We start from the raw sequence: 22,722 nt of genomic DNA, 5'->3' as shown, positions 1-22,722 counted from the left end.
CTCACCCTCCTGCGAACGGCGGGAGCACCTCGACCGTGCCGCCCTCGGCCAGCCGTACCGTCTCATGCGCGCGCGTGCCGACGGGGTCGCCGTCGATCAGGTAGGAGCAGCGCTGGAGCACGCGGGTGAGTTCACCGGGGTGCCGGGCGCGCACGGCGGTGAGCGCGTCGGCAAGGGTGGCCGCGTCGTACGGCTCCTCGGCGACACCGGCCGCGGCCTTGGCGGCGGCCCAGTAGCGCACCGTGACCTTGGGCATCTGGTTCCTCAATCGACGGCTGGTAAAAGTCAGTAAGTAACGGAAGCCAGGCTAGCCGGACCGGCGGGCGGCCCAGTCCCCGATGCGGTCCACCAGGGCGTCGTCCGCGGCGTGCTCCGCGTGGCCCATGCCCGGCTCCAGCCACAGTTCGGCGTGGCCGCCGGAGGCGTCGGCGAGCATCCGGGGGTGGTCGAGCGGGAAGTAGCCGTCGCGGTCGCCGTGCACGATCAGCAGGGGGGTGGGGGCGATCAGGGGGACGGCCTCGGCGGGAGAGAGCGGTACCGGGTCCCAGTCGCGGTGGTGGATGCGGGTGCGCAGGCCGTAGCGGCCGACCAGGCGGCCCTCGGGCCGGGTGACCAGCCAGTGCAGCCGGCGCATGGGGGCGGTGCCCCGGTAGTACCAGCGGGCGGGCGAACTGACCGCGACCACCGCGTCCGCCGTGCCGGGGCACAGGGCCGCGTGCCGCAGGACCACCGAGGCGCCCATCGAGAAGCCGACGGCCGCCACGCGCCCGTGCCCGAAGCCGCGCGCCCACGCGACGGCGGCGGCGAGGTCGAGGACCTCCTTGTCGCCGACCGTGGAGCGGCCGCCCGAGCGCCCGTGGCCGCGGAAGGAGAAGGCCACCACGGCGCCGTAACGGGCGAGCCCGGCCGCCACCCTTCGTACGTGCGGGCGGTCCACGTCCCCCGTGAAGCCGTGCGCGACCACCAGCACCGGGGCGTCCGGGTCGTATACGGCCGCCCCCGGGTCGTATACGGCCTCGACCGGAACGCCGTCCGCCGTGCGCAGGTATGTCCGGACAGGACCTGGTCTGCCTGTCTCGTCATCCGGACGTACGGTGGAACGTGCCACATCTCCTGCCGGGCGAATGCTCATGTGGGCTATTCTGCTGGGCAGAGGACTCGGGCAGCGTTGCCACCGGGTCCTTTTGTGCTTTCGGAAGCGTTGTATACGGAGCGGGACTCCCCCGGCGTCCCCCGGTGTACGGGCCTTCGGGAACGCAGAGCAGTGCCCGTCCGCACAGTTCTCGCAGGGACCGAGGAGGAACCAGACGTATGAGTTCTCTGCTGCTCCTGACCAACGCCCTTCAGCCGTCGACGGAGGTCCTGCCGGCCCTCGGCCTGCTCCTGCACAACGTGCGGGTCGCTCCCGCCGAGGGCCCCGCACTGGTCGACACGCCCGGCGCCGACGTCATCCTGGTCGACGGCCGCCGCGACCTGCCGCAGGTGCGCAGCCTGTGCCAGCTGCTGCGCTCCACCGGTCCCGGCTGTCCCCTGCTGCTCGTGGTCACGGAGGGCGGCCTCGCCGCCGTCACCGCCGACTGGGGCGTGGACGACGTGCTCCTCGACACGGCGGGTCCGGCGGAGGTCGAGGCGCGGCTGCGGCTCGCCATGGGGCGCCAGCAGCTCACGCACGACGACTCGCCGATGGAGATCCGCAACGGCGACCTCTCGGTGGACGAGGCGACCTACTCCGCCAAGCTCAAGGGCCGGGTCCTCGACCTGACCTTCAAGGAGTTCGAGCTGCTGAAGTACCTCGCCCAGCACCCGGGCCGGGTCTTCACCCGCGCCCAGCTGCTCCAGGAGGTGTGGGGCTACGACTACTTCGGCGGCACCCGGACCGTCGACGTGCACGTACGGCGGCTGCGGGCCAAGCTCGGCCCGGAGCACGAGTCGCTGATCGGCACCGTACGGAACGTCGGTTATCGATTCGTCACCCCGGAGAAGGGCGACCGGGGCGGGGACGAGGCCAAGGCGAAGGCGAACCGGACCAAGGCGGACGATGCGGACGCGTCCGGCGCCCCGGTCGCGGACGAGGTCCACGCGGACGCCTGATCCCCACACGTCCCGACGATTACCCGCGCACGGCGAGAGCGCGGAACACCCTGCCCGAACTGGGTCAATCCGCGTAGACTCCGCGCGTGGCCAAGGTGACTAGGGATGATGTGGCGCGGCTGGCGGGGACTTCCACCGCCGTCGTCAGCTATGTCATCAACAACGGACCCCGGCCGGTCGCCCCGGCCACGCGCGAGCGTGTCCTCGCCGCGATCAAGGAGCTGGGGTACCGCCCGGACCGGGTCGCCCAGGCGATGGCGTCCCGGCGCACCGACCTCATAGGGCTGATCATCCCGGACGCCCGCCAGCCCTTCTTCGGGGAGATGGCGCACGCCGTGGAACAGGCCGCCTCCGAGCGCGGCAAGATGGTGCTGGTCGGCAACACCGACTACATCGCCGAGCGTGAGGTCCACTATCTGCGTGCCTTCCTCGGGATGCGGGTCTCCGGCCTGATCCTGGTCAGCCACGCGCTGAACGGCCAGGCCGCCGCCGAGATCGACGCCTGGGACGCCCGCGTGGTGCTGCTGCACGAGCGGCCCGAGGCCATCGACGACGTCGCCGTGGTGACGGACGACCTCGGTGGCGCCCAGCTCGCCGTGCGCCACCTGCTGGAGCACGGCCACCCCTACGTCGCCTGCATGGGCGGCACCGCGGACACCCCGGCCGTCGGCGACCCGGTCTCCGACCACGTCGAGGGCTGGAAGCGGGCCATGGCCGAGGCGGGCCTGAGCACCGAGGGCCGGCTGTTCGAGGCGCCGTACAACCGGTACGACGCCTATCGCGCGGCCCTGGAGATCCTGTCCGGGCCGCGGCGGCCCCCGGCGATGTTCTGCTCCACCGACGACCAGGCGATCGGCGTGCTGCGGGCCGCCCGCGAGCTGCGCATCGACGTGCCCGGCCAGCTGGCCGTGGCGGGCTTCGACGACATCAAGGAGGCCGCGTTCGCCGATCCGCCGCTGACCACGATCGCCTCGGACCGTTCGGCGATGGCGCGGGCGGCGGTCGACCTGGTGCTGGACGACGGGCTGCGGGTGGCGGGGTCCCGGCGCGAGCGGCTGAAGACGTTCCCCTCCCGGCTGGTGGTGCGCCCCTCCTGCGGCTGCGGGCACTGACAACGTCGTCGGCGCTCCTTGGAGGCCGGTGAGAGCCGTCGCCGAGCGCCGAGAGGCGTCTTTATATCGGGCAAACGAGGTTCTGCCGGGCTTTTCAGCGAGCACTCAGGAAGCTCTCATGGTCACCGGGGAGGCTTCTTGCATGACCGAGAGCTTCCGCCGCAGCGGCGAGTACGACTACGACGATCCGCAGGGTCCGTACAGTCAGCAGTACGGCTACTCCGCTCCCGTGAACCCGGAGTGGCCGCCCCCGCCGGCGTACGAGCCGACGGCCACCTCGCCCCTGCCGCCCGTCGAGCCGGAGCAGCCGCCGGAGCGCAGGCGCGGGCGCGCCCGGGGCTCGGCCGCCCTCCTCGCGGCGGTCGCGATCGTCGCGGCCGCGGTCGGCGGCGCCACCGCTTACGGCTTCCAGGAGCTGACCGGGAAGGACGGCGTGACCGCCACCGGGACCAGCACCGCCGTGGTGCCGGCCGGCAAGAAGGGCGATGTCGCCGCGATCGCGGCCGCGGTCAGCCCGAGCGTGGTGGAGATCAACGCCACCCTCGCCAACGGCTCCTCGACCGGCTCCGGCGTGGTCATCTCGTCCAACGGGGAGATCGTCACCAACAACCACGTCATCGCGGGCGCGCAGTCGGTCAAGGTGCGCACCAGCGATGGGCACAGCTACACCGCCGACGTGGTGGGCACCGACAGCTCCAAGGACCTCGCGCTGATCAAGCTGGAGGGTGCCTCGGGGCTGCGGGCGGCGGCCCTCGGCGACTCCAGCGGGGTGCAGGTCGGCGACTCGGTCGTGGCGATCGGCTCGCCCGAGGGCCTGACCGGCACCGTCACCAGCGGCATCGTCTCGGCGCTCGACCGGGACGTCACCGTGCCCACCGACGAGAGCCAGGCGCAGGGCCAGGGCGGCGACGGAAGCTGGCCGTTCCAGTTCGGCGGCCGCAACTTCAACGGCGACACCGGCTCGTCCACCACGACGTACAAGGCGATCCAGACGGACGCCTCCCTCAACCCCGGCAACTCCGGCGGCGCGCTGATCGACGCGGCCGGCAACATCATCGGCATCAACTCCGCGATGTACTCGTCGAGCCAGCAGGCGTCCTCGTCCTCGGACGCGGGCAGCATCGGCCTCGGCTTCGCGATCCCCGTCAACACGGTCAAGTCCGACCTGGCCAAGCTGCGGTCGGGCGGGCGGAACTAGGGCCCACCAGGGCCTCAGCCGGTCCTCATCGGGGCCTCACCCGGTCCTCACCAGGACCTTTCAGCGCCACTCGGGGTGTCTGGAGGAACATCATGATCCAGCTGACCTTCCACCGGGAAGCGGGCCTCGGCCCGGCCGACCTCGTCGTCGCCCTCGCGGTGGCGCGCCGGCTGCACACGCCGGCCGCCCCCGAACCCCGCGCCGCGGAGATCGTCCCGGCACACGTCCCCCAGCTGATGGGACTGCGCCGCAGCTCCGCCGACCGGCACCACCGCCGGGGCCACAAGGTGCCGCTGCACCGGCTGACGGCGATGCGCAATCTCGCGGCCCTCACGGCCTGATCTTGGCGTCCGTGCCTCCCGGCCCGGCACCATGGGAGGCTGGAGGACGCTTCACCAAGTCCCCCGAACGACCCGAACACGGACGAACCCCACCACACGACCCATCTCCACAAGGAATCGCGAGCATGAGCCCCGCCGAAGGCGACCGTGACACCCAGCGCATCCTGATCGTCGACGACGAGCCGGCCGTACGCGAGGCGCTCCAGCGCTCCCTCGCCTTCGAGGGGTACGACACGGAGGTCGCCGTCGACGGCGCGGACGCGCTGGAGAAGGCCGCGGCGTACCAGCCGGACCTGGTCGTCCTGGACATCCAGATGCCCCGGATGGACGGTCTGACGGCGGCCCGCCGCATCCGCGGCGGCGGGGACACCCTCCCGATCCTCATGCTCACCGCCCGCGACACGGTCGGCGACCGGGTGACCGGCCTGGACGCGGGCGCCGACGACTACCTCGTCAAGCCCTTCGAGCTGGACGAGCTGTTCGCCCGGATCCGCGCCCTGCTGCGGCGCAGCTCCTACGCGGCCGCCGTCTCCCCGGCGGCCCAGGCGGACGAGGCCCTCACCTTCGGCGACCTGCGCATGGACCTCGCGACCCGGGAGGTCACGCGGGGCGGCCGGCCGGTCGAGCTGACCCGCACCGAGTTCACGCTCCTGGAGATGTTCCTGGCGCACCCGCGCCAGGTCCTCACCCGGGAACAGATCCTCAAGGCGGTCTGGGGCTTCGACTTCGAGCCGTCCTCCAACTCCCTCGACGTGTACGTGATGTACCTGCGCCGCAAGACCGAGGCGGGCGGGGAGCCCCGGCTGGTGCACACCGTGCGGGGCGTGGGCTACGTCCTGCGGCAGGGCGGCGCCGAGTGAACAAGGTCGTACGGCGCTACCGCTCACTGCCGATCCGGGCAAGGCTGGCCGTGCTGGTCGCGGCGGCGGTGGCGTTCGCCGTGGCGGCGGTGTCGGTGACCTGCTGGTTCATCGTGCAGGGGAAGCTGTACGAGCAGATCGACAACGATCTGCGCAGAACCGCGCCGCGTCCGGCGGCGGAGACGGTGTACAACCTGCTCTCCCAGTGCCCGCACAAGCCGGCGGACACCTCGCCCTACGGCGTCCTGCGGACCCATGAGACCGTCTACAGCCAGCTGGTCAAGCCGGACGGCACGGCCTGCGTCCCGAGCGACTCCGCGGGCGCGGTGAAGACCACCGACGTCGACCGGACCGTGGTCCGCGAGGCCGTGATCCACGGCGACGGCATCCTGCGCAACGGCACGGACACCGCGGGCAACGACGTCCGGGTGCTCACCATGCCGCTGGTCATCGACACGAACGTGGGTCCCCAGCTGTACCCGGGCGCGGCCATGATGATCGCCGTACCGCTGAAGAACACCCAGAAGACCCTCAACGACCTGGCGCTCGTCCTGCTGCTGGTCTCCGGGGTCGGCGTCCTCGGCGCCGGCGCCGCGGGCCTCGCGGTGGCGCGGGCCGGGCTGCGGCCGGTGGACAAGCTCACGGAGGCCGTGGAGCACGTCTCCCGCACCGAGGACCTGACCATCCGCATCCCGGTGGAGGACGACAGCGAGGACGAGGTGGCCCGCCTGTCCCGGTCCTTCAACTCCATGACGGCCTCGCTGGCCGGCTCCCGGGAACTCCAGCAGCGGCTGATCGCGGACGCCGGGCACGAGCTGCGCACCCCGCTGACCTCGCTGCGCACCAACATCGAACTGCTCACCCGCAGCGAGGAGACCGGCCGCCCGCTGCCGCCCGAGGACCGCAAGGCGCTGCTGAACTCGGTGAAGGCGCAGATGACGGAACTGGCCTCGCTGATCGGCGACTTGCAGGAGCTGTCGCGTTCGGAGGGGCAGCGCGGCGAGCGGGTGCAGGTGGTGCCGTTCCAGGACACCGTGGAGGCGGCGCTGCGCCGGGCCCGGCTGCGCGGCCCGGAGCTGACGATCTCGGCGGACCTGGAGCCCTGGTTCGTGGTCGGGGAACCGTCCGCGCTGGAGCGGGCGGTGGTCAACATCCTGGACAACGCGGTGAAGTTCAGCCCCGAGGGCGGCACCGTGGAGGTCCGGCTGACCGACGGCGTCCTCACCGTCCGCGACCACGGCCCCGGCGTCCCCGAGGACGAACTCCCGCACGTCTTCGACCGCTTCTGGCGCTCCCCCGGCGCCCGTGCCCTCCCCGGCTCCGGCCTCGGCCTGTCCATCGTCGCCCGTACGGTCCGGCAGTCCGGCGGCGAGGTCACGTTGACCCCGGCCCCGGGCGGCGGCTCGGTGGCGACGGTACGGCTGCCGGGAGCCCCGGTCCCCCCACCGGAACCGGCCGCGGCCGAGGTGCCGGGCTGAGCGGATGACCGGGGCGTAACCGTACCCGGTCCTCGGCGCGCGGGCCCGGAGGGGCGGCGGACCGGCTGCCGCACCCGGGCGCGCGGCGCGGGGCGGGCCGAGCGCCTCTGCCCGGGTTTCCCGTGCGCCCCGTACTCTCGTACGCATGAGCAGCGACGACACCGTACGGGCCTTCCCGGCCCGCTCCATCGAGACCCATTCCGCGCTCACCCCGGACCAGGCCGAGGCCGTGCTCACCCTGCTCGGCGAGGCCGCGCGGGTCGACGGGCAGCAGCCGGTGTCCGAGCAGGGCCGTCTTCAGCTGCGCGGGGGAGCCCGGGAGGGCGTCTCGCATCTGCTGCTGACCGTCGACGGCCAACTCGTCGGCTACGCCCAGTTGGAGGACACCGATCCGGTGGAGGCGCCGGCCGCCGAGCTCGTCGTCGGCCCCGAGCACCGCGGGCACGGGCACGGGCGGGCGCTCGGGGCGGCCCTGCTCGCCGCCTCCGGCAAGCGGCTGCGGGTGTGGGCGCACGGCGGGCACCCGGCCGCCCGCCATCTCGCCCAGGTGCTCGGCCTCACCCTGTTCCGCGAACTGCGCCAGATGCGGCGGGCGTTGACCGGCCTTGAGCTGCCGGACCCGCAGCTGCCCGCGGACGTGAGCGTGCGCGCCTTCGAGCCCGGCAAGGACGACACCGCGTGGCTCGCGGTCAACGCGGGCGCGTTCGCCCACCACCCCGAGCAGGGTTCGCTGACCCAGCGCGACCTGGACGACCGCAAGGCCCAGCCGTGGTTCGACCCGGCCGGGTTCTTCCTCGCCGAGCGGCGCGGGGAGCTGATCGGCTTCCACTGGACGAAGGTGCACGCCGAGGAGGGCCTCGGCGAGGTCTACGTGCTCGGGGTCCGCCCCGGCGAGCAGGGCGGCGGCCTCGGCAAGGCGCTCACCACCATCGGCCTGCGCCACCTCGCCGCACAGGGGCTGCCGACCGCGATGCTCTACGTCGACGCCGACAACAAGGCAGCGGTCTCGGTGTACGAGCGGCTGGGCTTCCGTACGTACGAGACGGACCTGATGTACCGGACCGAGACGTGACATAGGACCATCAAAGTTACTTAAGGGGCGGTCGCCTTGACGGCCGCCCCTTCTTTGCACCACCCTTTCACTACTCAATTAGTGAAAGGGTGGTGCTCGCGTGGTCGAATATCGCATCGACCGGCACAGCGGTGTCGCCACGTACGTCCAGATCGTCCAGCAGACCAAGCAGGCCCTGCGCCTCGGCCTGCTGCGCCCCGGCGACCGGCTGCCGACGGCCCGCGAGGTCGTCGAGGCCACCGCCATCAACCCCAACACCGTCCTCAAGGCCTACCGCGAACTGGAGCGGGAGGGCCTGGTCGAGGCACGGCGCGGACTCGGCACCTTCGTGCGCAGAGCGCTGGGCGCCGCCCCCGCCGACTCCCCGCTCCGCACGGAGCTGGAGGACTGGGCCCGCCGCGCCGACGCGGCCGGCCTGGAGCGGGAGGACGTGGCCGCGCTCTTCACCGCCGTACTCGACAAGCACTTCCAGGGAGATCCGTCATGAGCAGCGACACGGCCCTGCGGGCCGACGCTCTGGCAAAACGGTTCGGCCGCCGGGGCGGCTGGGCACTGCGGGACTGCGCGTTCCGCCTGCCTACGGGGCGCGTGTGCGCCGTCGTGGGCCCCAACGGGGCGGGCAAGTCCACCCTCCTGTCCCTCGCCGCCGGGCTCACGGCCCCCACCGAGGGCGACCTCGCCGTCCTCGGCACCACCCCCGCGAGGGCCCGCCACCGGGTCGGCTACGTCGCCCAGGACAAGCCGCTGTACCCGCAGCTCACCGTCGCGGAGACCCTGCGCATGGGCGCCGACCTCAACCCCGGGCGCTGGGACGCGGAGCTCGCCGGGCACGTCGTCGAGGGCCTGGACCCGGCGGCCCGGGTCCGCACCCTCTCCGGCGGCCAGCGCACCCGCGTCGCCCTCGCCCTCGCCCTCGGCAAGCGGCCCGAGCTGCTGCTCCTGGACGAGCCGATGGCCGACCTGGACCCGCTGGTCCGGCACGAGCTGATGGGCACGCTGATGGGCCAGGCCGCGACGCACGGCACCACGATCGTGCTGTCCTCGCACGTCATCGCGGAGCTGGAGGACTCCTGCGACCATCTGCTGCTGGTCGCGGGCGGCCGGGTCCGGCTGGCCGGTGAGATCGACGAGCTGCTCGCGGCCCATCTGCGGGTCAGCGGCGCCGCCGCGACCACCGACCTCGGCCCGCACAGCGTGGTCGAGTCCCGCGTCACCGGCCGCCAGCTCACCGCGCTGATCCGCCCGGCCGGACCCCTCGCCGACGACTGGCGCGCCACCGCGCCCACCCTGGAAGAGCTGGTCCTCGCCCATCTGCGGGGCGCCGGCGCACCGAACCCGACCGAGGAGCGTGCCGCGTGAGCGCCCTGACCCTGACCGCCGCGCCCGCCGGCCGGCCCCGGCAGACCCGCTGGCTGCTGCGCCTGCACCGGCCCGCGCTGTACACCTGGGCCGTACTGTGGCTCGCCCTGGCCGCCCTGCTCCTCGCCCTCGACGGCCCGCTCCTGAACGCCGCGGCGGAGGGCTGGCGGCAGGTCAGGAACTGCGGCATGACCGAGCGGTGCACCTACGACCAGAAAGCGATCCTGCGCTACAAGGACTACTACAACTACGCCACCATCGCCCTGAACGTGCTGCCCTTCCTGGTGGCCGGCTGGGCGGGCGCCGCGCTGACCGGCCGGGAGCTGGAGTCCGGCACCGCCCGGCTCGCCTGGACCCAGGCCACCTCCCCGGCCCGCTGGCTGGCCGTGCGCCTCGCCGTCCCGGCGCTCGGCGTCACCGTCTGCACCGGACTGCTGGCCTGGCTGCACCACCGCGCCTGGGCCGCGGGCCAGGGCCGGATCGACTCCGCCAAGGACTGGTACGACCGCTTCACCTTCCACGCGGGCGGGCCCACCCTCGCTGCCATGGCCCTCGCCGGACTCGCGGCCGGCGCCCTGGCCGGCCTGCTGCTGCGCCGCACCCTGCCCGCGCTGGCCCTCGGCGTGCTGGTGGCAGGCGGTGTGCGCGGGCTGACCGAGCTGGCGATGCCGCACCTGTGGCCCGCGGTGACCCGGCTGAGCACCGTCGACCAGGGCTTCCTCGGCAAGGGCCTGGTGGTCGACCAGGGCATGGTGACCTCCTCCGGCGCCCATGTGCCGCCCCCGCCGTGCGACTCCAACGCCTCCTGCGACGCGGCGTACGCCCACTTCACCGGCCGCTACAACACCTACCACCCGCACTCCGACCTCTGGGGCCTGCAGCTCACCACCGCCGCACTGACCCTGGCGATCGCCGCGCTGCTGGTCACCGGCTGCTTCCTGGTGCTGCGCCGGCAGACCGGGACGCTGCGCGCCGCGCGGGCCACCGCCTGACGCCTTCTCCCACCGGGTGCGGGACCGTACGGCGCCGTACGGTCCCGCACCCGCGCTTTCGAACTCTTCCGGGCCTGCGCGCCCCTGCCCGAGCCGCCGCGGAATCCGTTCCCCCCGCACCCCGGACCCCCGGGAGCCGCCCCGCGCTATCCCGCACGTCATGTCTCCGTAACCATCGATTCAGACGAGCTTGCGACGCTCGGCCAATGAAACCCGTCGTGCCAGAGCCTTCGCCGCCCCCGGAGGGGCCAGCGGGCCACGGGACCGTGACGCTCCCGCCCGCACGTTCCGACGCGCCTGCCGCGGCGGTCGCGCGGAAGAATGGGTTCATGAGCCAGCAAGACACCCAGGCAGAGGCACAGCACCCGCAGCCCCCCGTGGGCTCCATCGCGGCGCACCGGCCGCGCACCGTGACCCCCGCGGTCTCCGACCTGGAACCGGACATCGACGCGGACCTCGACGTGTACGAGGAGTCCCCGGCCGACGGCGCCCCGCTGCCCCCGGGCCGCTTCCTCGACCGGGAGCGCAGCTGGCTCGCCTTCAACGAACGCGTCCTGGAACTGGCCGAGGACCCGGACACGCCCCTGCTGGAGCGGGCCAACTTCCTGGCGATCTTCGCCAGCAACCTGGACGAGTTCTTCATGGTCCGGGTCGCCGGTCTCAAGCGCCGCATCGCCACCGGCGTGGCCACCCGCTCGGCCTCCGGGCTCCAGCCGCGCGACGTCCTGGAGATGATCTGGGCCCGCTCGCGCGAGCTGATGGCCCGGCACGCCGCCTGCTACCACGAGGACGTCGCCCCCGCGCTCGCGGAGGAAGGCATCCACCTGGTGCGCTGGAGCGAGCTGACGGACAAGGAGCAGGCCCGCCTGTTCACGCTGTTCCGGCACCAGATCTTCCCCGTCCTCACCCCGCTGGCCGTCGACCCCGCGCACCCCTTCCCGTACATCTCCGGCCTGTCCCTGAACCTGGCCGTCGTGGTGCGCAACCCGGTCAGCGGCCACAAGCACTTCGCGCGCGTGAAGGTGCCGCCGCTGCTCTCCCGCTTCCTGGAGTCCAGCCCCGGCCGGTACGTCCCCGTCGAGGACGTCATCGGCGCGCACCTCGAAGAGCTGTTCCCGGGGATGGAGGTGCTGGAGCACCACGCCTTCCGGCTCACCCGCAACGAGGACCTGGAGGTCGAGGAGGACGACGCGGAGAACCTCCTCCAGGCCCTGGAGAAGGAACTCATGCGGCGCCGCTTCGGGCCGCCGGTGCGCCTGGAGGTCGAGGAGTCCATCGACCGCGAGGTGCTCGACCTGCTGGTGCGCGAGCTGAAGATCTCCGAGGCCGAGGTCTACCCGCTGCCCGGCCCCCTCGACCTCACCGGCCTGTTCCGCATCCACGGCCTGGACCGGCCCGAGCTGAAGTACCGCAAGTTCGTCGCGGGCACCCACCGCGACCTCGCCGAGGTCGAGTCGGCCTCCGCGCCCGACATCTTCGCGGCGCTGCGCCAGCGGGACGTGCTGCTGCACCACCCGTACGACAGCTTCTCCACCTCCGTGCAGGCCTTCCTCCAGCAGGCCGCCGAGGACCCGGACGTCCTCGCCATCAAGCAGACCCTGTACCGCACCTCGGGCGACTCCCCGATCGTGGACGCGCTCATAGACGCCGCCGAGTCCGGCAAGCAGGTCCTGGTGCTGGTGGAGATCAAGGCCCGCTTCGACGAGCACGCCAACATCAAGTGGGCGAAGAAGCTGGAGGAGGCCGGCTGCCACGTCGTCTACGGCCTGGTCGGCCTGAAGACGCACTGCAAGCTGTCGCTGGTGGTCCGCCAGGAGGGCGAGACCCTGCGCCGCTACAGCCACGTCGGCACCGGCAACTACCACCCGAAGACCGCGCGGCTGTACGAGGACCTCGGCCTGCTCACCGCCGACCCGCAGGTCGGCGCGGACCTCTCCGACCTGTTCAACCGGCTGTCCGGCTACTCCCGCCGGGAGACCTACCGGCGGCTGCTGGTCGCCCCCAAGTCCCTGCGGGACGGCCTGATATCGCGGATCACCAAGGAGATCCAGCACCATCGCGCGGGCCGCCCGGCGTTCATCCGCATCAAGGTCAACTCGATGGTCGACGAGGCCGTCATCGACGCCCTCTACCGGGCCGCCCAGGCGGGCGTTCCGGTGGACGTCTGGGTCCGCGGCATCTGCGCGATCCGGCCCGGCGTCCCGGGGCTGTCGGAGAACATCCGGGTCCGCTCGATCCTCGGCCGCTTCCTGGAGCACTCCCGGGTGTTCGCCTTCGGAAACGGCGGCGAGCCCGAGGTGTGGATCGGCAGCGCGGACATGATGCACCGCAACCTCGACCGGCGGATCGAGGCCCTGGTGCGGGTCGTCGACCCCGGCCACCGCGCGGCCATAAACCGGCTGCTGGACACCGGCATGTCCGACAGCACCGCGTCCTGGCACCTCGGCCCGGACGGCGAGTGGACGCGGCACGCGACCGACGCGGACGGCCAACCCCTGCGCAACGTCCAGGAGATGCTCATAGACGCCCGGAGGCGCCGGCGTGGCACAGCAACACCTTGACCCGACGGACCCCACGGCCGAGGTGGTGACGGGGGACGCTCTCGCGGGCTATCTGCGCACCCACGCCACGGAGTTCCTGCGCGCCCTGCGCCTGCACCGGGAGACCGGGGGCGCCACGGGCTCCGGCGAGGGGTCCGTGGACGCGGCCCGCGCCCTGCGCCGCTCGGCCCGGCGCATCAGCGGCAGCCTGCACACCTACCGCCCCCTGCTCGACCCCGCCTGGTCGGAGTCGATGCGGCCCGAACTTGCCTGGCTCTCGGGCACCTTGGCCCTGGAGCACGCGTACGAGGCCCGGCTGGAGAGGCTGTTGCAGGCGCTGCACCGGCTGTCGGGGGCGGCGGCCTTCCCCGAGCAGGTGACGGTGTCCGCCGGCCCCGCGGCCGCCCCGCCGGAGCGCGGCACGCTGACGGTGGGTGCGGCGAAGGCGGGCGCCCTGCTCGACCGGCAGCTGACCCTCGCCCGCACCCGCGCCCACTCCACCGCCCTCCAGGCGCTCGGCTCCAGCCGCTTCCACGCCGTCGCCGACAAGGTCGCCGTGCTCGCCAGCGAGGTCCCCCTCACCCCGACCGCCACCACCACCGACCTGCGCCCCCTCGCCGGCGCCGCGCGGGAGCGGCTCACCGACGCCGTCACCGCGCTGCCGCTGCTCACCGCGGGCCACCCGTACAACGCGGAGGCGCTGGTGCACGGCCTGTCCCCGGATCCGTCCCCGCACCCCCAGGACGGCCCCTGGCACCAGGTACGGCTGCTGCTGCGCCTGCACCGCTACGCTCGCGAGGTGCTGGTCCCCGGCACCCCCGTGGACGTACGTCTGCTGGCGGCGGGCCAGGCCCTGAACCGGCACCGCGACGCCTCCGAGGCGGCGGCCGCCGCCGCCCAGGCCGCCCGCACCCCCCGCATCGCCCCCGCCACGGCCTACGCGCTCGGCGTGCTGCACGCGGACCAGCGCCACGAGGTGGAGGCGGCCCGGTTCGCCTTCCAGCGCGCCTGGCAGCGGGAGGCGGTGGAGACGGTATGACCGGGACCCCCGTACGGGCCGCGGGCTGCGTGCTGTGGCGGCGCTCGCCCGCCGGCGGTGTCGAACTCGCCCTGGTCTTCCGCCCCAAGTGGTCCGACTGGTCCTGGCCCAAGGGGAAGCTGAAGCGGGGGGAGACGCCCCACGCGGCGGCGCTGCGCGAGGTCGAGGAGGAGACGGGCCACACCTGCCGGCTCGGCACCGGCCTGCCGACCGCCCGCTACGTCGACCACGCGGGCCGCCCCAAGGAGGTCACGTACTGGGCGGCCGAGTCGACGGGCGGCGCCTTCGCCCCCAACGACGAGGTCACCGAACTCCTCTGGCTCCCCCCGGACGAGGCCCGCGAGCGCCTGACCCATCCCCACGACAGGGACCTGATCCCCCCGGCGCTGGCGGCCATCGCCGCGATCCTCCGCTAAGGCCTCTCGTTTGGATCATGCCGGGCTCGCGGGGTCCGGCACCGCGCCCTGATCCGGCCCTAAGCCCCGACTCAGCCGTTCGCGTACCCGGCCGCCGGCGCCTGTGTGTGCCCGGCCGCGTCCGTTCTGGCCTGGCTGCGCGCCCTGCGGGCCGGGCCGCGCCAGCCGCAGGTGCAGCGGGCCACGCAGAAGCGGCCCTGTTCGGTCGTCGTCGTCAGATGGTCCGCGTCCCGCGCGTCCTGCTCCGCCACGCCGTCCACCGTACCGAGAAGCCAAGGGCAGAGCGTGACGGCGGTCCCCCACTCGTCGTTGACCGGACGACAAGAAGCCGTAACGGACGTACCGGCTGGGGGAAGGCAGGGCGATGGAACGGCGGCAGTACAGACGGCGCACGGGCAGGACGGCCGGTGCGCTGGGTCTCACGCTCGCGCTCGGCACGGGCGTGGGCGGCTGCTCGGACCTCGGGCTCCCCGCCGAGGACGTCAGCAGCGGCGCGGGCGATCCGGTCACCCTGCTGACCGGTGCCGCCGCGGCGCTGACCGACGCGGGCAGCTCCAAGGCCGGCACCGCCATGGAGATGGCCACGGGCGGCACCCGGGTCACCATCCGCGGCAAGGGGGTCTACGACTACGTCCACCGGCTCGGCCGGCTGACCGTCGTGCTCCCCGAGGATCCCGCGGGCGCCGCCGAGCACCGTCCGCTCACCGAACTCCTCGCGCCCGGCGCCCTGTTCATGAAGAACCGGGGGGCGGGGGTGCCCGCCGACAAATGGGTGCGGGTGGAGACGGCCACGCTGTCCGACGGCAATCTGGTCACCGGCGGTGTCACCGACCCGTACACCGCCGCCGAGGTGCTGCGCGGCACCCGGCAGGCGAGCTACGTCGGCCGCACCGAGCTCGCCGGCGTCCCGGTGCGGCACTACCGGGGCACCGCCGACCTCGCCCGCGCGGCCCGGTACGCGCCCGCCGACGTACGGAACTCCCTGGCAGCCGCGGCGAAAGGGTTCGCCACGGCCCGGGTGCCCTTCGACGCCTATCTGGACGACCAGGGCCGGCTGCGCAAGCTGCGCCAGCGCTTCAGTTTCGTCAACGGCCGGCGGAAGACGCCCGTCGCGGTCACCTCGACGACTCTGCTGTACGACTTCGGCGCCCCCGCCGTCGTCGCGCTGCCCCGGGAACGGGACATCTACGCCGGCCGTATCGCGGAGGACGCGGGGGCCGGCGGGGCCTGAATCCAGCCACCCGCCGGCCTCGTACTAGTCCCTTGACGCCACCCCGTAAGTAGCCCGTCCGTGCCATGCGCGGTAGGTAAACCGCCTCCTACCCTAGGAGTTCGGTGACGTCAGGGAAGAGGTGAGGCGGGTGGCGGCGGTCGGCGGTACGGCGGTTCAGGACCACGTGGCCCTCGCCGAGATCGAGTTGTGCGGCGAGCTGATCATCGCGGCCTCGGCCGCCGAGGACCGGCTCAGCCTGGAGAGCATCGACGAGGTGCTGCGGGTGGAGCGGCAGGAACGGGACAGCTGAGGCGCCGGCCTCAGGTGCGCAGCAGGCGGCCGATCGCCTTCGTCGCCTCGTCCACCTTCGCGTCGATCTCGTCCCCGCCCTTGAGGGCCGCGTCCGCCACGCAGTGCCGCAGGTGCTCCTCCAGCAGCTGGAGCGCGAAGGACTGAAGCGCCTTGGTGGAGGCCGAGACCTGGGTGAGTATGTCGATGCAGTAGGTGTCCTCGTCGACCATCCGCTGGAGGCCCCGGATCTGCCCCTCGATCCGGCGCAGCCGCTTGAGGTGCTCGCCCTTCTGCTTGTGGTAACCGTGCGTCACGTGCTCACCGCAGTCCGTCTGCTCGGAGGACGCCGTGGCGCCGGCCTCGGTGGTCGTCATAACGGGCCTCCATCTCGGACGGGTGTTCTCGGTCACACACCGGGGGACATATCGCCCGGCATACCCCTACTGGGTATATGGTACCGAATTTTGCTGGGTATGGGGGCCTTGGTACGCCCCCGTGATGATCGCTCTGTTCAATGGGCGACACTGGAGGGCGGCCCGATAGCCGTGGCCGGATGATGCGCCTAGCATCGGCCTGACCGAAACCGAAGCACCCCGAGGACCCCACGTGCGCTTTCGTCTGACCCCCAGGGAGACGAGCTTCTACGACATGTTCGCCGCTTCCGCGGACAACATCGTCACCGGCTCGAAACTCCTGATGGAACTGCTCGGGGCGGACTCCTCCGCCCGAGCCGAGATCGCAGAGCGTATGCGGGCAGCCGAACACGCGGGTGACGACGCCACGCACGCGATCTTCCACCAGCTGAACTCCTCGTTCATCACGCCGTTCGACCGCGAGGACATCTACGCCCTCGCCGGTTCCCTGGACGACATCATGGACTTCATGGAGGAGGCCGTCGACCTCGTCGTCCTCTACAACGTCGAGGAACTGCCCAAGGGAGTCGAGCAGCAGATCGAGGTGCTGGCCCGCGCGGCCGAGCTGACCGCGGAGGCGATGCCGAACCTCCGCACCATGGACAACCTCACCGAGTACTGGATCGAGGTCAACCGGCTGGAGAACCAGGCCGACCAGATCCACCGCAAGCTGCTGGCGCACCTCTTCAACGGCAAGTACGACGCGATCGAGGTGCTGAAGCTCAAGCAGATCGTGGACGTGCTGGAAGAGGCGGCGGACGCGTTCGAGCACGTGGCGAACACGGTGGAGACCATCGCCGTCAAGGAGTCCTGAGGCGTCGATGGGCACCCTGGCTCTGGTCGTGACCGTAGCGGTCGCGCTTCTGTTCACCTACACCAACGGCTTCCACGACTCGGCGAACGCGATCGCCACGTCGGTCTCCACCCGGGCGCTGACCCCGCGGGCGGCGCTGGCGATGGCCGCCGTGATGAACCTCGCCGGCGCGTTCCTCGGCTCCGGGGTCGCCAAGACGGTCAGCGAGGGGCTGATCGAGACGCCGTCGGGCGGGACGGGGATGGGCATCCTCTTCGCCGCGCTCCTCGGCGCGATCGCCTGGAACCTGGTCACCTGGTACTTCGGCCTGCCCTCGTCCTCCTCGCACGCGCTGTTCGGCGGCCTGGTGGGAGCGGCGCTCGCGGGCGGTACGGCGGTCCACTGGGACGGCGTGGTCAACAAGATCATCGTGCCGATGTTCCTGTCCCCGGTCGTCGGTCTGATCGTCGGCTACCTCGTGATGCTGCTGATCATGTGGCTCTTCCGCCGCGCCAACCCGCACAAGGCCAAGCGGGGCTTCCGCATAGCGCAGACGGTCTCCGCGGCGGGCATGGCCCTCGGCCACGGCCTCCAGGACGCCCAGAAGACGATGGGTGTCGTGGTGATGGCCCTGGTCATCGCCGGGCACGGGACGTTCGCCGACCCCATCCCGGTGTGGGTGAAGCTGGTCTCGGCGCTGATGCTGTCGCTCGGTACGTACGCCGGCGGCTGGCGCATCATGCGCACGCTCGGGCGGAAGATCATCGAGCTCGATCCGCCGCAGGGGTTCGCCGCGGAGGCGACCGGCGCGTCGATCATGTTCGGAACGGCCTACCTCTTCAAGGCGCCGATCTCCACCACGCACGTCATCACCTCGGCCATCATGGGCGTCGGCGCGACCAAGCGGGTGAACGCGGTGCGCTGGGGCGTGGCCAAGAACATCGTCCTGGGCTGGTTCATCACGATGCCGGCGGCGGCACTGGTCGCCGCGCTGGCCTTCGGCCTGGAGAAGCTGACGGTCCTCTGACCTCCGGCTCCTCCCGCCCCCGGGGCGGGGAGGAACGACGTGGGCCCGCCCCCGGTACCCCGGGGGCGGGCCCTTCGCGTCCTCGCGGTGGCACCGCCATGCAGCACCGCGAGGAGTCCTACGCCACCGCCGGCTCAGCCGAAGCGGCCGGAGATGTAGTCCTCCGTCGCCTGCACCGACGGGTTGGAGAAGATCCGCTCCGTGTCGTCGATCTCGATCAGCCGGCCCGGCTGCCCGACCGCGGCGAGGTTGAAGAACGCCGTACGGTCGGAGACCCGCGCCGCCTGCTGCATGTTGTGCGTCACGATGACGATCGTGAACCGCTCCTTGAGCTCACCGATCAGGTCCTCGATCGCGAGCGTCGAGATCGGGTCGAGCGCCGAGCACGGCTCGTCCATCAGCAGCACCTGCGGTTCCACCGCGATGGCGCGGGCGATGCACAGACGCTGCTGCTGACCGCCGGACAGCCCCGAACCGGGCCTGTTGAGACGGTCCTTGACCTCGTTCCAGAGGTTCGCGCCCTTGAGCGACTTCTCGACGATCTCGTCCAGCTCGCTCTTGCGGTACCGGCCGTTCAGCCGCAGCCCGGCCACCACGTTGTCGTAGATCGACATGGTCGGGAACGGGTTGGGCCGCTGGAACACCATGCCGATGGTGCGGCGCACCGCGACCGGGTCCACCCCGGTGCCGTACAGGTCCTCGTCGTCCAGCAGCACCTTGCCCTCGACCCGCCCGCCGGGGGTGACCTCGTGCATGCGGTTGAGGGTGCGCAGGAACGTCGACTTGCCGCAGCCGGAGGGCCCGATGAACGCCGTCACCGAGCGCGGTTCGACGGTCATCGAGATGTCCTCGATCGCCTTGTGGGGACCGTAGTAGGCGGTCAGCCCGCTTACGTCGATTCGCTTGGCCATTACTACTTCACTTCCGTCAGTCGCCGAGGGCCGCGTCAGCGACCGGTCTTCGGGGCCTTCCAGCGGGCGATGCCGCGGGCCACCAGGTTGAGGATCATCACGAAGGCGATCAGGACCAGGGCCGCCGACCACGCACGGCTGTAGGCCTGGTCCGTGCCGAGGAGGTACTGCTCGTAGATGTAGAACGGCAACGACGACTGCGCCCCGTTGAACGGGTCGTTGTTGATCATCGGGTTGCCGAACACGAGCAGCAGGACCGGCGCGGTCTCTCCGGCGATGCGGGCCACGGCCAGCATGATGCCGGTGGTGATGCCGCCGAGCGCGGTGGGCAGGACCACCTTCAGGATGGTGCGCCACTTCGGCACGCCGAGCGCCAGGGACGCCTCGCGCAGCTCGTTGGGCACCAGCTTCAGCATCTCCTCGGTGGACCGCACGACGACCGGGATCATCAGGATGACCAGCGCGAGCGAGCCGGCGAATCCGGAGTACGAGAAGCCGAGGACCAGGATCCAGAAGGCCAGGATGAACAGACCGGACACGATGGACGGGATACCGGTCATGACGTCCACGAAGAACGTGACCGCCAGCGCCAGCTTGCCCCGCCCGTACTCGACGAGGTAGATCGCGGTCAGTACCCCGATCGGCACGGCGATCAGCGAGGCGAGGCCCACCTGCTCCAGGGTGCCGATGATGGCGTGGTAGACGCCGCCGCCCTCGTCGGTCGCGAGGACGCCCGCCATGGAGTGGGTCAGGAACCGGCCGTCGAGGTCCTTCACGCCCTTGGCGAAGGTGGTCTCGACCAGCGAGTACAACGGTACGACGGCGAGCACGAAGCACGCCCACACCAGGCTGGTGGCCACCCGGTCCTTGGCCTGGCGGCGGTCCTCCAGCAGCGCGGTGGTCACATAGGTGCCGAGGACGAAGAGCGCCAGGGCGATCAGGCCCCACTGCACGTGGCTGGACAGGTCGAAGGCCAGCCCGATCGCCACGCCCAGGGCGACGGCGATCACGGCGATGGCGGCCGGGGCCCAGCGGGGCATCCGGCGGTGCGTGAACACACTGCCCGGGACCGGGGGGTCCGTGGTCGGGCGCTGGTCGGTCATGGTGTGGCTCATGCGTTGGCCCCCGAGTACTCCTTGCGGCGGGCGATGATCAGCCGGGCCGCGCCGTTGACCACCAGGGTGATCGCGAAGAGCACCAGACCGGAGGCGATGAGGGCGTCACGGCCGAGTTCCGTGGCCTCTCCGAAGTGCGCGGCGATGTTCGCGGCGAAGGTGCCGCCGCCCGGGTCGAGCAGGTGCGCGCTGAGCACGTCCGAGGAGGACAGCACGGTGGCGACGGCCATGGTCTCGCCGAGAGCGCGGCCGAGGCCCAGCATGGAGGCGCTGATGATGCCGGAGCGGGCGAACGGCAGGACCGCCATGCGGATGGTCTCCCAGCGGGTCGCTCCGAGGGCCAGCGCGGCCTCCTCGTGCGCCTGCGGGACCTGGCGGATGACCTCGCGGCTGACGTTGGTGATGATCGGCAGGATCATGATCGCCAGCAGGATGCCCACGGTGAACAGGTTGCGGGGCGCGGTTCCGGGATTGCTCTGGTCGAGGACGACCGTCCAGCCGAAGTACGTGTCCAGCCAGGACGTGAGCCCGCCCAGGTGCGGCACCAGGAAGAGGGCGCCCCACAGGCCGTAGACGATGGACGGCACGGCGGCGAGCAGGTCGATGATCCAGGCGAGGACGCCGCCCAGCTTGCGCGGTGCGTAGTGCGTCATGAACAGCGCGATGCCGACCGCGATGGGCACCGCGATGACCATCGCGATGACCGAGCTGACGAGCGTGCCGTAGAGCAGGACCGCGATGCCGAAGACCGGCGGGGTGGCGTTCGCGTTCCACTCGAAGGTGGTGAGGAAGTTGCCGTGGTCCGCGGAGATGGCGCTGACGGCGCGGACCGCGAGGAAGGCCGCGATCGCGGCCATGATCACGAGGAGCAGGATGCCGGACCCCCGGGACAGGCCCGAGAAGACGCGGTCACCGAGCCGGGTGACGGGTCGTGCTCCCTGTCCCGCGGGAGGCGCGGGTGAGGTCTTTTCTACAGGTATTCCCATGACGTTCTCCGGTCTGGTTGGGGGATCGCTCCCCCGGCGGCGGTGCACCGGATGGGTGGTGACGCCGGTCCGGTCCCGCGTTCGTCATGACCGCGGGACCGGGCCTGCCACGGGCGTCCGTCCGTTTCCCCGTGGGGACCGGACGGACGCCCGGAGCGTCAGGACAGGCTGCTGATCGCGGACCGCACCTTGGTGGCGATCTCGGCCGGCAGCGGGGCGTAGCTCTGGTCGGCGAGCTTGGCCTGGGCGTCCTCGCTGACGATGTAGTTCAGGAACGCCTTGGTGGCGGGGAGCGTGTCGGCCTTGTTGCCCTTGTCGCAGACGATCTCGTTGGTGACCAGGACGATCGGCCAGGCACCCTCCGCCTTGGTGGCGTAGTTGAGCTGGAGCGCCAGGTCGCCGTTGGTACCGACGATCTTGGCGTCGGCGATCGCCTTGGACGCCGAGTCCGTGGTCAGCGCGACCGGCTTGGAGGCGCCGGTGGCCAGCTGAGCCATCTGCAGCTTGCCCGAGGTGGCGTAGGACAGCTCGTCGTAGCCGATGGCGCCGTTGGTCTGCTTCACACCGGCGGCGACACCCGAGGAGCCCTTGGCGGACTGGCCGCCCGGAGCCTGCCACGCCTTGCCGCCGCTGAACTTCCAGTCGGCCGGCGCGGCGGCCTTCAGGTACTTGGTGAAGTTGTCCGTGGTGCCCGAGTCCTCGGTGCGGTGGTAGGCCTGGATCGCCAGGTCGGGCAGCTTGACGCCCGGGTTCAGCTTGGCGATCGCCGGGTCGTTCCACTTCTTGATCTTCGAGGCGAAGATCTGGGCGAGCGTCTTGGCGTCCAGGGTCAGGTTGTCGACGCCCTCGACGTTGTAGATGACCGCGATCGGGCCGCCGACCATGGGCAGGTCGATGGCCTGGCCGCCGCTGCAGACCTTCTTGGACTGCGCGATCTCCTCGGGCTTCAGCGGGGAGTCAGAGCCGGCGAAGGCGGTGCTGCCCTGCAGGAACTCCTGGATGCCCGCGCCGGAGCCGACACCCTTGTAGTTGATCTGAACGCCGGAGCAGGCGGCCATGAAGTCCTTGGACCACTGACCGATGGCGTTCTGCTGCGCGGTGGAACCGGACGCCAGCAGGTTGCCCTTGGCGCTGTCGCACTTGACCGAGCCGGCCTGGGCCGACGCCGACGAGGAGCTCTTCGAACCACCGTCGTTGTTGTTGTCCGAGCCGCACGCCGTCAGGGCCAGGGCACCGGAGACGGCGACAGCACCGAGGGTCACGGCACGCAGCCGGTTCTTGCGCTGAAGCTTCACGTTCGGGAGTTCCTTCCAGGAGCCGCCGCTGTCGGCGGCGTGCGAAGTCGTGGGGTGCGGTGAGCGCATCCGAACCGCACTCCGCACCGGGTAAGGCCGAAATTAGGCAGATCAGGTGAAGCGGCCGAAGGCCGTAAATGAACGGCGGGTGAACCCCTGCCATCGGCCCGGTGAGGTCAC

General features: G+C 71.7%; 25 protein-coding genes. 17 read left to right on the top strand and 8 right to left on the bottom strand.

Features of this window, described 5'->3' with window-relative positions; all coding sequences use genetic code 11:
* Window position 1: 1 nt before the first annotated feature.
* Entirely contained in the window at window positions 2-256 is a 255-nt protein-coding gene (locus tag VT52_RS20030; protein WP_037653452.1) for a MoaD/ThiS family protein, read from the bottom strand.
* A gap of 51 nt (window positions 257-307) precedes the next feature.
* Window positions 308-1,132, bottom strand: coding sequence for an alpha/beta hydrolase (locus VT52_RS20025; protein WP_107481386.1), 825 nt, complete (start codon window positions 1,130-1,132; stop codon window positions 308-310).
* Between the two features lie 179 nt (window positions 1,133-1,311).
* Between VT52_RS20025 and VT52_RS20020 the strand changes: the two genes are divergently transcribed.
* From VT52_RS20020 to VT52_RS19960, 13 genes are all read left to right on the top strand, one after another.
* A complete protein-coding gene (locus VT52_RS20020) occupies window positions 1,312-2,091 on the top strand; it encodes a winged helix-turn-helix transcriptional regulator (RefSeq protein ID WP_046422620.1) in 780 nt (259 codons plus the stop codon).
* 86 nt (window positions 2,092-2,177) lie between these two features.
* On the top strand, window positions 2,178-3,203 hold the full coding sequence (locus VT52_RS20015; protein WP_079175139.1) for a LacI family DNA-binding transcriptional regulator: 1,026 nt from the start codon (window positions 2,178-2,180) through the stop codon (window positions 3,201-3,203).
* A 142-nt stretch (window positions 3,204-3,345) separates the two neighbouring features.
* On the top strand, window positions 3,346-4,401 hold the full coding sequence (locus VT52_RS20010) for a S1C family serine protease (RefSeq protein WP_046422616.1): 1,056 nt from the start codon (window positions 3,346-3,348) through the stop codon (window positions 4,399-4,401).
* Between the two features lie 92 nt (window positions 4,402-4,493).
* Window positions 4,494-4,742, top strand: coding sequence for a hypothetical protein (locus VT52_RS20005; RefSeq protein ID WP_046422613.1), 249 nt, complete (start codon window positions 4,494-4,496; stop codon window positions 4,740-4,742).
* 125 nt (window positions 4,743-4,867) lie between these two features.
* Window positions 4,868-5,602: a response regulator transcription factor gene (locus VT52_RS20000; protein WP_046422611.1), complete on the top strand. Its 735-nt coding sequence runs from the start codon at window positions 4,868-4,870 to the stop codon at window positions 5,600-5,602.
* Window positions 5,599-7,080, top strand: coding sequence for a sensor histidine kinase (locus tag VT52_RS19995; RefSeq protein WP_046422609.1), 1,482 nt, complete (start codon window positions 5,599-5,601; stop codon window positions 7,078-7,080). Before VT52_RS20000 ends, VT52_RS19995 begins: the two co-directional genes overlap by 4 nt.
* A 145-nt stretch (window positions 7,081-7,225) precedes the next feature.
* Window positions 7,226-8,152 (top strand): mycothiol synthase, encoded by a 927-nt coding sequence (gene mshD, locus VT52_RS19990; RefSeq protein ID WP_046422607.1) that lies wholly within the window; start codon window positions 7,226-7,228, stop codon window positions 8,150-8,152.
* Between the two features lie 100 nt (window positions 8,153-8,252).
* Window positions 8,253-8,639: a GntR family transcriptional regulator gene (locus VT52_RS19985; protein WP_037653464.1), complete on the top strand. Its 387-nt coding sequence runs from the start codon at window positions 8,253-8,255 to the stop codon at window positions 8,637-8,639.
* The gene (locus tag VT52_RS19980) at window positions 8,636-9,511 is read left to right on the top strand and encodes an ABC transporter ATP-binding protein (RefSeq protein WP_046422605.1); all 876 of its coding nucleotides are present in this window, start codon (window positions 8,636-8,638) and stop codon (window positions 9,509-9,511) included. Before VT52_RS19985 ends, VT52_RS19980 begins: the two co-directional genes overlap by 4 nt.
* Window positions 9,508-10,503: a hypothetical protein gene (locus tag VT52_RS19975; RefSeq protein WP_046422604.1), complete on the top strand. Its 996-nt coding sequence runs from the start codon at window positions 9,508-9,510 to the stop codon at window positions 10,501-10,503. Before VT52_RS19980 ends, VT52_RS19975 begins: the two co-directional genes overlap by 4 nt.
* 206 nt (window positions 10,504-10,709) lie before the next feature.
* A complete protein-coding gene (locus tag VT52_RS19970; protein WP_420856293.1) occupies window positions 10,710-13,064 on the top strand; it encodes an RNA degradosome polyphosphate kinase in 2,355 nt (784 codons plus the stop codon).
* A complete protein-coding gene (locus VT52_RS19965; RefSeq protein ID WP_046422600.1) occupies window positions 13,045-14,082 on the top strand; it encodes a CHAD domain-containing protein in 1,038 nt (345 codons plus the stop codon). The genes VT52_RS19970 and VT52_RS19965 overlap by 20 nt, the downstream gene beginning before the upstream one ends.
* On the top strand, window positions 14,079-14,498 hold the full coding sequence (locus VT52_RS19960) for an NUDIX hydrolase (protein WP_046422598.1): 420 nt from the start codon (window positions 14,079-14,081) through the stop codon (window positions 14,496-14,498). The genes VT52_RS19965 and VT52_RS19960 overlap by 4 nt, the downstream gene beginning before the upstream one ends.
* Window positions 14,499-14,569: 71 nt before the next feature.
* Here the strand turns inward: VT52_RS19960 and VT52_RS19955 are convergent, their stop codons facing one another.
* A complete protein-coding gene (locus VT52_RS19955; protein ID WP_046422643.1) occupies window positions 14,570-14,749 on the bottom strand; it encodes a hypothetical protein in 180 nt (59 codons plus the stop codon).
* A gap of 113 nt (window positions 14,750-14,862) precedes the next feature.
* Here VT52_RS19955 and VT52_RS19950 point away from each other — a divergent pair, with 113 nt between their 5' ends.
* Window positions 14,863-15,729, top strand: a complete 867-nt coding sequence (locus VT52_RS19950) for an SCO4651 family lipoprotein (RefSeq protein WP_046422596.1) — start codon at window positions 14,863-14,865, stop codon at window positions 15,727-15,729.
* A gap of 130 nt (window positions 15,730-15,859) precedes the next feature.
* On the top strand, window positions 15,860-16,021 hold the full coding sequence (locus tag VT52_RS38025; RefSeq protein ID WP_164932561.1) for a hypothetical protein: 162 nt from the start codon (window positions 15,860-15,862) through the stop codon (window positions 16,019-16,021).
* Between the two features lie 10 nt (window positions 16,022-16,031).
* On the opposite strand, the gene VT52_RS19945 is transcribed toward VT52_RS38025, so the two are convergent.
* A complete protein-coding gene (locus VT52_RS19945; RefSeq protein WP_046422594.1) occupies window positions 16,032-16,376 on the bottom strand; it encodes a metal-sensitive transcriptional regulator in 345 nt (114 codons plus the stop codon).
* A gap of 232 nt (window positions 16,377-16,608) precedes the next feature.
* Here VT52_RS19945 and VT52_RS19940 point away from each other — a divergent pair, with 232 nt between their 5' ends.
* Both VT52_RS19940 and VT52_RS19935 read left to right on the top strand, forming a co-directional pair.
* Window positions 16,609-17,229, top strand: a complete 621-nt coding sequence (locus VT52_RS19940; protein WP_015493282.1) for a DUF47 domain-containing protein — start codon at window positions 16,609-16,611, stop codon at window positions 17,227-17,229.
* A 7-nt stretch (window positions 17,230-17,236) separates the two neighbouring features.
* On the top strand, window positions 17,237-18,235 hold the full coding sequence (locus VT52_RS19935; protein ID WP_046422590.1) for an inorganic phosphate transporter: 999 nt from the start codon (window positions 17,237-17,239) through the stop codon (window positions 18,233-18,235).
* 134 nt (window positions 18,236-18,369) lie between these two features.
* Here the strand turns inward: VT52_RS19935 and pstB are convergent, their stop codons facing one another.
* The 4 genes from pstB to pstS all read right to left on the bottom strand — a co-directional run bounded on the left by pstB (window position 18,370) and on the right by pstS (window position 22,542).
* A complete protein-coding gene (gene pstB, locus VT52_RS19930) occupies window positions 18,370-19,146 on the bottom strand; it encodes a phosphate ABC transporter ATP-binding protein PstB (protein WP_046422588.1) in 777 nt (258 codons plus the stop codon).
* Window positions 19,147-19,181: 35 nt separating this feature from the next.
* On the bottom strand, window positions 19,182-20,261 hold the full coding sequence (pstA, locus tag VT52_RS19925; RefSeq protein WP_046422586.1) for a phosphate ABC transporter permease PstA: 1,080 nt from the start codon (window positions 20,259-20,261) through the stop codon (window positions 19,182-19,184).
* The gene (gene pstC, locus VT52_RS19920) at window positions 20,258-21,247 is read right to left on the bottom strand and encodes a phosphate ABC transporter permease subunit PstC (RefSeq protein ID WP_046422584.1); all 990 of its coding nucleotides are present in this window, start codon (window positions 21,245-21,247) and stop codon (window positions 20,258-20,260) included. The genes pstA and pstC overlap by 4 nt, the downstream gene beginning before the upstream one ends.
* Before the next feature lie 158 nt (window positions 21,248-21,405).
* A complete protein-coding gene (gene pstS, locus VT52_RS19915; RefSeq protein WP_046422642.1) occupies window positions 21,406-22,542 on the bottom strand; it encodes a phosphate ABC transporter substrate-binding protein PstS in 1,137 nt (378 codons plus the stop codon).
* Window positions 22,543-22,722: the final 180 nt, after the last annotated feature.

Origin of the sequence: Streptomyces malaysiense, from assembly GCF_000980885.2 — a bacterium.
Taxonomy (GTDB): Bacteria; Actinomycetota; Actinomycetes; order Streptomycetales; family Streptomycetaceae; genus Streptomyces; species Streptomyces malaysiense.
Note: the sequence above shows the minus strand (reverse complement) of the source record. Positions and strands in the feature narration are given on the sequence as shown.

Bases quoted from the DNA above. Each gene is read 5' to 3' on its own strand.
- VT52_RS19970 (WP_420856293.1), top strand. From the start codon at position 10,710: ATGAAACCCGTCGTGCCAGAGCCTTCGCCGCCCCCGGAGGGGCCAGCG.
- VT52_RS19960 (WP_046422598.1), top strand. From the start codon at position 14,079: ATGACCGGGACCCCCGTACGGGCCGCGGGCTGCGTGCTGTGGCGGCGC.
- VT52_RS19935 (WP_046422590.1), top strand. From the start codon at position 17,237: ATGGGCACCCTGGCTCTGGTCGTGACCGTAGCGGTCGCGCTTCTGTTC.
- pstC (WP_046422584.1), bottom strand. From the start codon at position 21,247: ATGGGAATACCTGTAGAAAAGACCTCACCCGCGCCTCCCGCGGGACAG.
- VT52_RS20000 (WP_046422611.1), top strand. From the start codon at position 4,868: ATGAGCCCCGCCGAAGGCGACCGTGACACCCAGCGCATCCTGATCGTC.
- pstA (WP_046422586.1), bottom strand. From the start codon at position 20,261: ATGAGCCACACCATGACCGACCAGCGCCCGACCACGGACCCCCCGGTC.
- VT52_RS19945 (WP_046422594.1), bottom strand. From the start codon at position 16,376: ATGACGACCACCGAGGCCGGCGCCACGGCGTCCTCCGAGCAGACGGAC.
- pstB (WP_046422588.1), bottom strand. From the start codon at position 19,146: ATGGCCAAGCGAATCGACGTAAGCGGGCTGACCGCCTACTACGGTCCC.
- VT52_RS20020 (WP_046422620.1), top strand. From the start codon at position 1,312: ATGAGTTCTCTGCTGCTCCTGACCAACGCCCTTCAGCCGTCGACGGAG.
- mshD (WP_046422607.1), top strand. From the start codon at position 7,226: ATGAGCAGCGACGACACCGTACGGGCCTTCCCGGCCCGCTCCATCGAG.
- VT52_RS20005 (WP_046422613.1), top strand. From the start codon at position 4,494: ATGATCCAGCTGACCTTCCACCGGGAAGCGGGCCTCGGCCCGGCCGAC.
- VT52_RS19950 (WP_046422596.1), top strand. From the start codon at position 14,863: ATGGAACGGCGGCAGTACAGACGGCGCACGGGCAGGACGGCCGGTGCG.
- VT52_RS20025 (WP_107481386.1), bottom strand. From the start codon at position 1,132: ATGAGCATTCGCCCGGCAGGAGATGTGGCACGTTCCACCGTACGTCCG.
- VT52_RS20010 (WP_046422616.1), top strand. From the start codon at position 3,346: ATGACCGAGAGCTTCCGCCGCAGCGGCGAGTACGACTACGACGATCCG.
- VT52_RS19980 (WP_046422605.1), top strand. From the start codon at position 8,636: ATGAGCAGCGACACGGCCCTGCGGGCCGACGCTCTGGCAAAACGGTTC.
- VT52_RS20030 (WP_037653452.1), bottom strand. From the start codon at position 256: ATGCCCAAGGTCACGGTGCGCTACTGGGCCGCCGCCAAGGCCGCGGCC.